The sequence below is a fragment of the Acinetobacter lwoffii genome (assembly GCF_024129355.1).
Taxonomy (GTDB): Bacteria; Pseudomonadota; Gammaproteobacteria; order Pseudomonadales; family Moraxellaceae; genus Acinetobacter; species Acinetobacter lwoffii_I.
This window is the reverse complement of record NZ_JAMXXP010000034.1, coordinates 21,377-32,997: the sequence shown is the minus strand read 5'-3', so window position 1 is coordinate 32,997 and position 11,621 is coordinate 21,377. Positions and strand designations below refer to the sequence as shown.

Below are 11,621 nucleotides of genomic sequence, written 5' to 3'. Positions count from 1 at the left end.
CGAGGCATAGCGAATAGTAAAATTGGGTTTGGCGATTTGATTTTACTACTTCGCTATTTTTTTAAGCTAAAAGTGTCAACACACCCTAATTAAACTCAAGTTTTGTTAGAGCCGCTAATTCTTTGAAAAAAATATTTTTCAGTGATGTTAATAGAAGAACGGCTCAATCCTATTCTGTGTCTAACTAATAAATAAATATTTAGGCAACAGACACATTAAATAATGATCCGATCCACGCACTGAATAACATGGCGATAATTCCCCAGAGCATCACCCGAACTGCACCTCTCCACACACTTACTCCACCGGCATAGCTCGCCAGTGCACCCATCATCCCCAAACTTAAAACACCAATCAGCATGACGCCTTTATCCAGATAGTGTTCCGGTAAAATCATAATTGAAATTAAAGGAAATAATGAACCTACCGTAAAGGCCATGGCCGAAGAAAATGCAGCGAGAAAGGGTTGGGCAGAGGTATGTGCTGAAATACCAATTTCATCCCGGGCATGGGCATCCAAGGCATTATGGTCGGTCAGCTGTTCAGCGACCTGTTGTGCCAAAGCAGGTTCCAGACCTCGTTGTATATAAATCGTTTTGAGTTCATTTAACTCATGCGTGGGATGGCGCTGAAGTTCGCGCTCTTCCATGAGTAGATCATTGGTTTCAATATCTTGCTGGGATTTAACCGAAATATATTCACCGGCCGCCATCGAGGCAGCGCCAGAGATTAAGCCGGCAACACAGGTCACCAATAAAATTTCTGTGGATGCTCCACTGGCTGCGATACCCACCACCAGACTGGTGACCGAAATAATCCCGTCATTTGCCCCCAGTACAGCTGCACGAAGCCAGCCCGCGCGTTCGATATAATGTTTTTCAAGATGGTATGAATGGCGCACAATCAAGCCCCTTTTTTATTATCATGATTATAGTAAATTTAAGTCATGTATAGATAGTAGGATTGAATCGATCTGAAAATTATCTTGAATGATCAGCTCATCGTGCGCTTGGCTGAGCATTTTACCAATCCAAGATAAAATCGAAGTGAGATTCATAAGTTCAAGAAATCAGACGCACTTGATACATAATTGATTTACGAATGGTAAAAATGACTAAAGCAAATCAAATATATCGAACAAAATAATAGCTGAGTGAGCTGGTTTAAAAAGAGAATCATCATGAAAGAAAAACATGAAAGCCATAAATGCTTGGTATGCGGCAAGCACTTTCTTCTGAAAAATCTCACTCCGATGGGAACAGTCAGAAAAGTCATTACCGAAGAGATTGCCAGGGATATTCCAGGCTGGACACCGCAAGATTATATTTGCCAGGCAGATTTAACCCGGTACCGCATACAGTATGTACATTCATTATTAAGTTCGGAAAAGGGTGAAGTGACTGATCTTGAGTTTGAAGTGATTGATAGCATGCATCAGCATGAACTGATTACCAAAAATGTGGAAACAACCTTAGAGCAAAAGTGGACTTTGGGAGAAAGGCTCGCTGATAAAATTGCAACTTTTGGTGGAAGCTGGACCTTTTTGATTTGTTTTGCAATCTTTTTGAGCCTGTGGATTACGATAAATACTGTGGTGATGGTGACACGACCTGCTGATCCTTATCCATTTATTCTGTTGAATTTAATCCTGTCCTGTCTCGCGGCGATTCAGGCACCTATTATTATGATGAGCCAGAACAGACAGGAAGCCAAAGACCGCTTACGTTCACAAAATGATTATCAGATCAATTTAAAAGCCGAGCTGGAAATCCAACACTTGCATGAAAAATTAGATCATCTGCTGCTACATCAATGGGAACGGCTGGCGCAAATTCAGGAAATCCAGCTGGACCTGCTTTCTGAAATGAGCAAAAAAGATTAAAGGATGCTGTGGGGGAATCTCTATTATTTTATAGAGCTTATAAGTAATAAGATCGCCATATGCCTTGAGTTGTTATTATCTCGCTCAAGATTTGACCCATATTAAAAAGCCCACAAATGAGTGGGCTCAAACTAAAACCGTCTTATTTAAATAAAATAACTGGTTTTGGTCATCAACTTGGAAATGCCTGTCATGGCGATCTTAACTGGAACGGGTAGATCTACACCGCCAGCATTTAACGCTGTATCCCGATGATGCAGTTCATCTTCATTCATCTGTTCTAGAATACGACGAGAACGTTCATCCTGCGGTGGCAACTGGCTAATATGATGCTGTAAATGCATGCTGACCTGACGTTCTGTTTCAGCCACAAAACCCAAGCTGTATTTGTCACCTGCGATTCCGGCAATCGCGCCCATACCAAAGGAAAGACCGTACCAGACCGGATTGAGTAGGCTGGTATGGCTATCCAGTTCTTTTAAGCGGTCTTCACACCAGGCCAGATGATCCTGTTCTTCAATCGCTGCCTGTTCCATTTCACGACGTACATTCGGGAGTTTAGCCGTCATCGCCTGACCATGGTACAGTGCCTGTGCGCAAACCTCACCACTATGATTGACCCGCATTAAACCTGCTACATGACGTGCATCACTGACCGTTAATTGTGTTTCTACCGGTTGGGCCGGATTTTCACGTCGTGCCGATGTCGTGCCCGGGACGAGACTGCGTAATGCCTGATCAAAAGAATGAATCAGCTTATCGACACCTGTATATTGACGCATGAATTAATCCTCCAAGGGTGCTTTCGCAGTTTTGATCATGGGTTTGAGTCGGAAAAGCAGCCATAAGGTAAACAGGCCACTCAATACTGCGGTAATACAAAAAAGTATTTTAAGATCAAGCTCTAAAACACTTAAAATAATAATCGAGAATATAGCAGAAGATACCATGAAAACGGCATTCAAAATGTTATTTGCTGCAACCACCCGCGCACGATGTGAGCGAGGCGAATGCGCCTGCATCATGGCATAGAGCGGAACAATATAAAAACCACCACTTATTCCGAGCAAGGTGACGGCCAGCATCACATGATAATAGCTCCAGCCTTGCTGAAAGACATCTGCCAAGCCGATTAATGCACCTGTACGCTCCGGAACAAAGGCCAGACTCGCGGCCAGATACAGGGCAAAGATCACCAGACCGATCGCGCCAAAAGGCACCATCTTGATATTGACCTGGCTGCCACCAATTTTACGGCATAAGTATGAACCCAGACCAATTCCGACAGAAAAAAAGGTTAAGAGCAGACTGGCGACATTTTCAGATGCATGCAGATTTTGTAATGTCAGCTGAGGAATCTGGGTCAGATAGGTTGCACCATAAAACCAGTACCATGAGTTGCCCAGTAAAATGGTAAAAATCAGAGGTAAGCTTTTGGCATATTTCAAGGTCTGCAAGCTGGTGCGGAAGAAATTCCAGTCAACTTGCAGCTCAGGCGCGGGAATACTTTGTTTCAGGATATAGCGACTGGATATATAACCAATCAAGGCGATGCTGATGACGGTTAAACTGATCCAGATCAGGTTGCCGGCGGAAGCTGCAATGACTGCACCGCCCAGAATCATACCGAATAGGATTGCCAGAGAAGTTCCGGACTGAAACAGGGCATTGCCGGACATCAGTTCATTCGGTTTCAGGACTTCAGGTAAAATCGCATATTTGATCGGGCCAAAGAAAGTGGAATGGGTGCCCATCAGGAACAGGGCAAATAACAGAATCCATAAATTGCCCATGAGGAAACCGACAGTTCCCAGCAACATAATGGCAATTTCCAGAAGCTTGAGATAGCGAATCAGCTGTGAACGTTCGTATTTGTCGGCAATCTGACCGGCCGTGGCTGAAAAAATAAAATAGGGCAAGATAAACAGTAAAGCCGCCAGATTATTTAAAGTGCTGATGCTGGCCGATTGCTGTTGAATCCAGCCATAAGTAATGACCAGCAGTAACGCCTGTTTAAATACATTATCGTTTAATGCACCAAAAAACTGCGTCAGAAACATCGGTAAAAAGCGCCGAGAAGCTAACAAATGTTCATTTTTGTTCATATAGGCCGTGCTACATTAAGTTTTATTAAGAAATGTCAGTTATGCGTAAACATTGAGAAAAATCATGTAAGATACTTTCAGCCATGTAAAGGTAAAAACCAATTAATTAAGCTCCTTAGCTTATATTTTTCGGTCAAATAATCAATTAAAGAATGTATTCGTTTAGAGTTTGCTATGCCTGCAAAGAAAAATTTTAAAAAAACGATGCTAAATCGCAGTATGGGGCCTCTCATACCACAGCATAGTGGTATGCAGCTGTGTATGAGCATCTTTTTTATGATGTTATCCCATCAGAGCATGGCACAAACCGAACAGCCAGAAACACCCGTAGCCATTTCTCAGGCAGAAATGGTGGACGAGCTATCTAAAGAAGCGATTCGTCAGGGGGTGGCCACGTCTGAAACTGAAGCAGAAGAAAAAATCGAAGAAGCCTTGGAGCCGGAAGTACCAGTTGACAGCATGTTGATGCTGGAACAACAGCAAAATGCAGGATCTGGTCTGGGTGAATTTACGCTGATCGAGTTTGATGATCTGGAAGATCTGCCAGTACAGACTATTGATCAGAACATGGCGAATGAAATTTACCAGGTAGCCGAGCAAGCCAAACAGGAAGCACAAAACTATCGCAATACTCAGACCAGCGAAACGGTGGTGGCCGATATCAGCCAGCAAGAACTGCTGGAAATCAATCAGGCGCCGGTTAATGTCGATCAGTTGATGCAATCGATTCAGGCTGACAGCCAGATTATTGTACAAAATAATGAAGCCGGATTGACCTTGCCAGAAGTGCCAGGTCAGTTGGTCGCTGAGGATGATAAACGTCCGAATCTGTTCAAACGACTATTTTATAAAATCCGTCCTCCACGTCAGATCATGACCGCAAGAGTTCCCCGCATTAGTGCAGATGTGGTGATCATAAATGGGCAAGGTGTGGCGCAAAGTAACGGTATGCTGAATCGTAAAGATGTGCCTGAAGGCCATCTGAATTTAAGAAATAATGTCAAAGCCAAATTATCCAGTTTTACCCAAGAGTCTTTTGGCGACTTTAATTCGGCTTTGCCGCAATTACGCACCTTGTCCAGACAGGCAGCGCAAGCGGTGGGCTATTATAATGCTCAGTTCAGATTTGAAAAACTCTCTGACAGTCGGGTTCGGGTTTTTGTGACCCCGAATGAACCGGTCCTGATTAGCAGTCAAAATATTGAATTTACTGGAGAGGGCGCCGAACAGCCGCAATTCCAGGTCATCAGTCTTTTACCTGAACAGGAAGAAGGCGATATTTTCAATCATGGCAATTATGAAAAAACCAAGACACGCATTACCACAGCAGCCAATAACAATGGTTATTTTGATTCATTCTGGCGTCTGCATGATGTAAAGATTGCTCAGCCACAAAACACCGCCGATGTGAATCTGCGTTTTGAAACGGGTGAACGTTATAAATTAGGCAATGTCGAGTTCAGAATGAGCGATCCTGAAAAGGAATTTCCGCTGGATCGAGACGTACTGGAAAGTCTGGTCACCTGGACAGATGGTGCAGATTATACCTTCTGGCGGGTGAATGGCTTGGCCAATAACCTGACCAACTCACGTTATTTTAACTATACTCTGGTGGATGCGATTCGCCCTGATCCGCTTGATAAAGAGCTGGAACTGGCACCCGATATTCAAAGCCTGATTGAAGAACAGAAACGGACTGAAGATCAGGCTGCTACGATGCAACCAGCTCGCTCGGTATCCTCTTCTCAGGAAGTGACCCAGAATGTCGTAGATGAAGACCAGTTTGCCGGTAGCCGCGATCAGGAAAGCGCAAATTTAAGAACTTTACGGGTTGAGCAGCAAACCAAAGAGAATGAACAGGACCGTTTAAAAGTACAGGCACGGGAAGAGAAAAAGATTCCAGTGATTGTGACTTTAAATGCAGACCGTTTAAATAGTGCTGAAGTGGGTTTGGGTTATGGCACAGATACCGATATCCGCTTACGTGGTCAATATCGTCGTGCCATTGTGAACAAGCGCGGACATTCGTTTGATGCCAACATGGAGTTATCTGGCATCCGTCAGTCGATTGATGGACGTTATAATATTCCCTATCACCATCCGCTGAATGACTATGTCAGTATTGTGGGGGGTTATGAGCGTGAAGAGCGTGAAGGCGTCGCACAGGGCGAAGGCCTGTTGATTGAATCGGCAGTCTTAGGGGCAGACCGGATTATTAAAAATCCACTGGGTAACTGGCAACGTACTTTTGGCGCCCGTTATCGTCTGGATCGCTTAACACAGGATGGTTCTGTTGATTTTAACCAGATTCCAGAAGCGTTTCGCTTTAATACCGAAGATGAACAGCAATCGCTACTGGTGGGTTATGAAGTTTCACGTACCGAGAGTGATCGTCGGGTCAATCCGACCAAAGGTTTTAAGCAGACCTATAAGATTGAACTGGGCAGTGAGGCTTTATTGTCTGACGCAGATATGGCCATTGTGAATGCGGGCTGGCGTTTTATCTATTCATTGGGTGAAAATGCAGACCATCAGTTTGTGGGACGTGCCGACGCGGGCTATATTTTTACTCAAGATTTTGCCAAAGTACCGTATAACCTGAGATATTTCACCGGCGGTGACCAGAGTATCCGCGGTTTTGACTATAAGAGCCTTTCTCCGGAAATTGACGACTTTAAAGTAGGTGGTCAGGCCTTGGGTGTGGCTTCATTAGAATATAATTATCAGTTTAAGGAAGGCTGGCGTGCTGCGGTCTTTGCAGATGCCGGAAATGCCTATAATAAAGAATTCAGTAATCCGACCGAATATGGCGCGGGTGTGGGTGTGCGTTGGGCTTCACCGATTGGGCCAATACGTATAGATGTTGCGACTGGACTGTCTGATGACAATTATCCGATTCGTTTACATTTCTTTATTGGATCGCAGTTATAAAACATCATTTTAAAAAATAGTTATTTGGGTAGATCATGGTCGAGAACCAACCACAGCCAGAACAAGAACCACAAGATAGCGTTGTGCCGAAAAAGCGCCGTATATTCAGAAGCATCCTATTGTCGGTGCTTTTTTCGCTGATTTTTCTGCTGTCTGTGCTGGCTTTACTATTTTCGACCAATCAGGGCAGTAAATTCCTGCTGGATCAGGTGCTGGAACGCCAGCAAATTATTCAATATGAATATGAAGGCGGCAACTTATGGCGCGGGATTATTCTTAAAAATGTACTGGTCAGCCTGAAACCGGTCGATGTCAAAATTGATCGTGCTGATGTCAAGCTGGGTTGGCGCGCGATTGTCAAAAAAGAAATTCATCTGACTGAAGCCGATGTCCTCAATCTGCAAATTATTAACAAGCAACCTTCAACAGGCGAACCGTTCAAGTTTAATGCTATCCGTTTACCTTTTATCTTGCGCGTTGATCATCTCTTACTCGATCATCTGGTGATTAAAACCCAGACCAATGCAGTCGATTTTTATAATATCGAATTAAATGATGCACTCTGGTCCGGCACCGAATTAAATTTTGAAGACTCCCGTATGGATATGGGTTATCTCTCGGTACGTGAAGCCACGGGTAAAATGCAGTTTGAAGGCAAATATCCTCTAGATGCCACAGGCATCGTCAATCTGCCTTCTTTAAGAGACAGCTTGAATATTCATGATATTCAGGTGCGGGCACGCGGAACACTGGACACGATTCAGGCTGGCGTAGCGACCAATACACCTGATTTATTAACGGGTTGGGTTATCGTGCATCCGATGCGTCCTCAGGTACCGATGCGCGGCGAGTTGAAGTTCAAGGATTATCACTGGCCTATTCTGGCCGAACAGAAACTGTTTACCAAAGACGGTATTGCCGAGTTTAATGGCGATATCAAGCGTCTGAACCTGAACGTCCAGACTGACCTGATTGGGGAAAATATTCCACAAGGTCAGTATAGTGCGGTGATGTATACCGATCTGGTCAATCAGCTGAATATTACCGACCTAAATGGTCAGTTGATGAAAGGCGCAGTTAGCCTTGCCGGGACAGTGGGCTGGAAAGATCGGGTCAGCTGGGATCTGGCTGGGCGTTTGAACGGGATTGATCCTAAACATGAGCGCATTCCGCAAGTCGTACAAGATTTCTTGCCGCCAAGTCTGGGTGCGAATATTGCTTCTGCGGGTAACCTGGAAAATGGCCTGCACCTTACTGGACTGGTTGATTTCGACCGTTATGAAAGCTGGAAGCTGAAGTTGGATCAAAACCCGGTCAAAGACAATAAAGCGCAGCCGATGCTGCTGGATGTTGCCTGGAAAAATATTGATCGCGCCGTACCTTATGTGGGCTGGCTCAGCAGTGAGTCTGGCGATGTTAAATTGGCATTGGTTGAAGGTCAGCAGAATATTCATGTGGCCACTAAAGTCGAGCAGCATGAAGAAGGACTTCTGCCTGCAGGTATGTACCAAGCCAAGCTCAATCTGAACAAAAATATCCTGAATGTCCCAAGCTTTAATTACAGCGCCAATGCAGCAGGCAGCTTAAGCGGCAATGCACGGATTGAACTGCCACAGGAAAAACGTCAGTTAAAATGGACCGCGGTATTAAATGCCAAAAATTTGAATACCCAAACTATTGCCGCAGCTTCACCGGTAGATCGTTTGAATGGCCAGGTTAAAGCCAATGGTTATGCGCAACCGAATCAGCAGATTATTAAACTGAATAGTGTCGACCTGACCGGACGACTAGCGGAGCAAAATGAAACCGTACGTTTGACCGGAAACAGCACCATTGCCTTGTTATTCCATAATGAAAAAGCGGGTGGTGGTTTTAAAGGTTATGCGGTCAATTATGATGGTGCTTTAAATGCCAGCCAGCTTAAAGCCAGTCAGGGTATGCTGAAACTGCGCGTTTCAGGCACACCAGAAATGTTGAAGATAAATGAATTTCGTCATGATGGTGTGGCTGGCAAGATTAATGCCAACGGTCTGGTCAATCTGGCGAATGGCATTGGCTGGGATATCAACGCATCCTTAATCCGCTTTAAGCCGCAATATTTTAATGCCAAACTGAAAGGTGAATTGTCAGGCAATGTGCAAACTCAAGGGGTGTGGTCAGATGCCTTAAAACGCATTCAGATTCAACGCTTGAATCTGGCCGGTATGCTGAATAACAAACCGGTACGTGGCAAGGGTAATTTATCGGTCATCATTAATTCAAACCAGCGTGGTTTTGTACCACAGCAGTTTGAAGCCAATAACTTGTTCCTGTCTTATGCCAGCAACCAGATTCAGGCGACCGGTAATGCACAAAACCTCCAACTAAAAGTGAATGCGCCGGCCCTGTTTGAATTGTATCCGGGCTTAAGAGGTCGTGCGCAGGGCTATATCAATATGCAGGCGCAGCCACGATTGCAGGCTTCAGCTAATCTATCTATCGATAATTTTGCTTTTAAAAACCTGTTTAGCGTGCAGAAAGTTCGTGTTCGCGGACAGTTGCCAACATCGCAAAGCACACCAACTTTATTGACCGCAACTATGGATCGCCTGCGTAGTGGTTCACGCGAGATTGTACGCGGTGAGATATCATTGGCCGGTACCCGTGCTGCGCACATTCTCAAAGTGCAGGCAGAAAACCGCCTGTCAAAATTCTTTGTGCAGCTCGCTGGTGGCTTTAATGCTCAAAATAACTGGCTGGGTCAGATTCAAAAAGGTGATTTCGACTCTTTACGCGCCCGTCTGGTACAGCGTCAAAATGCAGCAGTGATTTATAACAGTGCTCAATCGGATCTGTTCATCGGTGCTCATTGCTGGATGAGTCAGCAAAGCCAGCTATGTTTTGATCAGCCGATTCGGGTTAATAAAACCCGTGGCAGTGCCTCTTTTATTACCCAAAACCTTGATCTGGAAGATTTCAGTGCATTCCTGCCTGATGGATTGGCGTTGACGGGTAAAGTCAATGGTTATGCCAAGGCTGCCTGGGCGCAAGGCGCTAAACCTAAAATCGATGCACGTCTGGTGACGCGTAATGGTGTGGTAGGCTTATCTTCTGAGGATCCAGATTATTTGGGCTCTACACTCAAATATGATGAAGTCGGGTTGGTCGCAAAAAGTGTGGCAGATGGCTTGCAGCTTCGTCTGGATGTCAAAACACCAGATATCGGAACCGGCTATGCCAATGTCATCATTGATCCATATCGTGACAGTAAACCGATGCGTGGTGAAATAGCCTTTAACCAGGTACAGCTCAAGGTCTTTAAGCCATTTATTCAGGACATCCGTAATCTGGACGGGATATTATCTTATGCCGGAAAAATTAGCGGAACTTTAACAGATCCTTTGCTTGAAGGTGAGGTTCGGGTTAAAGATGCTTCGATTAGCATGATCTCCTTGCCGGTGAATCTGACCAATGTACAACTGTATTCATCCATACGTCAGAATTCTGCCAGTATCAATGGCGCATTTAACAGTGGTCGTGGTGTGGGTAAATTAACCGGATCGGTCGACTGGAAAGGTGATCCGCGAGTGCAGTTAAAACTGCAAGGTGATAATCTGTTGATTCGTCAGGCCCCATTAATTACCGCTGTAGTGACACCTGATTTGACTTTGGACATGTATCCATTTAATAAAAAACTGAGTCTGAGTGGCACAGTCGATGTACCGCGTGCGCTGATTTCAATGCCTGAAGCCTCAGAACCTGTAGTCGGTTTATCTTCAGATGTACGTGTCGTACATGAAGGTGATGATCAGCTGGCGATCTTGAAGTCGGCACGTCCTTGGGATATCCGGGCAGATGTCGCTGTTTCTTTAGGGAATCAGGTCATCTTCCAGGGCTTTGACAGTCGTATTCCACTCTTGGGTCGAGTCAATCTGTCACAGCGTGGTCTGGAAACCGCAATGCGTGCCAATGGTGCAATTGGGGTATCACAACGAGTGAAAATCGAAGCCTATGGCCAAAGTCTGGACCTGAATCGTGCTATCGCCCGTTTTAATGGTGAACTTACCAATCCGACACTGGACATTGATGCTAATAAATCGGTTCAGGGTAGTACGGTCGGGGTACGGGTAACAGGGACGGCATCGAGTCCAAGTATTCAGATTTATAATGATGCGGGCTTGTCAGAACAGGAAGCCTTGAATGCCTTGATTACCGGTCGTGTTAATGAGGGTGTATCTGGTTTAAGCCAGGCTGAAGGATTTAGATCCGATGTGAATAATACGATCGCTGCTGCGGGGATTAGTCTGGGCTTGGGTAGCACCCGCGCACTGACCAACCAGATCGGGCGCAGTTTTGGCTTAACTGGTCTAGCTCTGGATGCTCAAGGTACAGGAGATGATACCCAGGTTTCTGTGACTGGTTATATTACGCCTGATTTATATCTTCGCTATGGGGTCGGGGTATTCACACCAGTGAATAAGCTGACTTTACGTTATCAGGTAAATCAGCGACTGTATCTGGAAGCGAGTCAGTCTTTAGAGCGTGCGATTGACTTGTTCTATAACTGGCGATTCTAATCCGAATAAAAAAGCCCTAATTTTAGGGCTTTTTTAATTTGAGACAGCACACAGATTTTATTGGCTATAAAGTAGATTGATATATTAGTCCGCAGAAGCATTGATCTCTAAATTCAATCCCTATACATATATGACAATAGAGTTACG

At 44.9% G+C, this 11,621-nt stretch carries 6 protein-coding genes; 3 read left to right on the top strand and 3 right to left on the bottom strand.

Going from position 1 to position 11,621, the window contains the following annotated elements; genetic code table 11:
* Positions 1-199: 199 nt before the first annotated feature.
* The gene (locus NI468_RS13480; protein ID WP_005097209.1) at positions 200-901 is read right to left on the bottom strand and encodes a VIT1/CCC1 transporter family protein; all 702 of its coding nucleotides are present in this window, start codon (positions 899-901) and stop codon (positions 200-202) included.
* A 279-nt stretch (positions 902-1,180) separates the two neighbouring features.
* Here NI468_RS13480 and NI468_RS13475 point away from each other — a divergent pair, with 279 nt between their 5' ends.
* The gene (locus NI468_RS13475) at positions 1,181-1,882 is read left to right on the top strand and encodes a DUF1003 domain-containing protein (protein ID WP_004278763.1); all 702 of its coding nucleotides are present in this window, start codon (positions 1,181-1,183) and stop codon (positions 1,880-1,882) included.
* Positions 1,883-2,028: 146 nt separating this feature from the next.
* Here NI468_RS13475 and coq7 read toward each other — a convergent pair whose 3' ends face one another.
* Both coq7 and NI468_RS13465 read right to left on the bottom strand, forming a co-directional pair.
* Entirely contained in the window at positions 2,029-2,664 is a 636-nt protein-coding gene (gene coq7, locus NI468_RS13470; RefSeq protein ID WP_004645382.1) for a 2-polyprenyl-3-methyl-6-methoxy-1,4-benzoquinone monooxygenase, read from the bottom strand.
* A gap of 3 nt (positions 2,665-2,667) precedes the next feature.
* Entirely contained in the window at positions 2,668-3,987 is a 1,320-nt protein-coding gene (locus NI468_RS13465) for an MFS transporter (protein ID WP_004645381.1), read from the bottom strand.
* A gap of 174 nt (positions 3,988-4,161) precedes the next feature.
* On the opposite strand from NI468_RS13465, the gene NI468_RS13460 reads away from it, so the two are divergent.
* Both NI468_RS13460 and NI468_RS13455 read left to right on the top strand, forming a co-directional pair.
* Positions 4,162-6,918: an autotransporter assembly complex protein TamA gene (locus tag NI468_RS13460; protein WP_253102296.1), complete on the top strand. Its 2,757-nt coding sequence runs from the start codon at positions 4,162-4,164 to the stop codon at positions 6,916-6,918.
* A 35-nt stretch (positions 6,919-6,953) separates the two neighbouring features.
* Positions 6,954-11,474: a translocation/assembly module TamB domain-containing protein gene (locus NI468_RS13455; RefSeq protein ID WP_253102294.1), complete on the top strand. Its 4,521-nt coding sequence runs from the start codon at positions 6,954-6,956 to the stop codon at positions 11,472-11,474.
* Positions 11,475-11,621: the final 147 nt, after the last annotated feature.

Excerpts from the sequence above, each read along its gene's own strand:
- NI468_RS13460 (WP_253102296.1), top strand. The coding sequence starts at position 4,162 with ATGCCTGCAAAGAAAAATTTTAAAAAAACGATGCTAAATCGCAGTATG.
- NI468_RS13475 (WP_004278763.1), top strand. The coding sequence starts at position 1,181 with ATGAAAGAAAAACATGAAAGCCATAAATGCTTGGTATGCGGCAAGCAC.
- NI468_RS13465 (WP_004645381.1), bottom strand. The coding sequence starts at position 3,987 with ATGAACAAAAATGAACATTTGTTAGCTTCTCGGCGCTTTTTACCGATG.
- NI468_RS13455 (WP_253102294.1), top strand. The coding sequence starts at position 6,954 with ATGGTCGAGAACCAACCACAGCCAGAACAAGAACCACAAGATAGCGTT.
- coq7 (WP_004645382.1), bottom strand. The coding sequence starts at position 2,664 with ATGCGTCAATATACAGGTGTCGATAAGCTGATTCATTCTTTTGATCAG.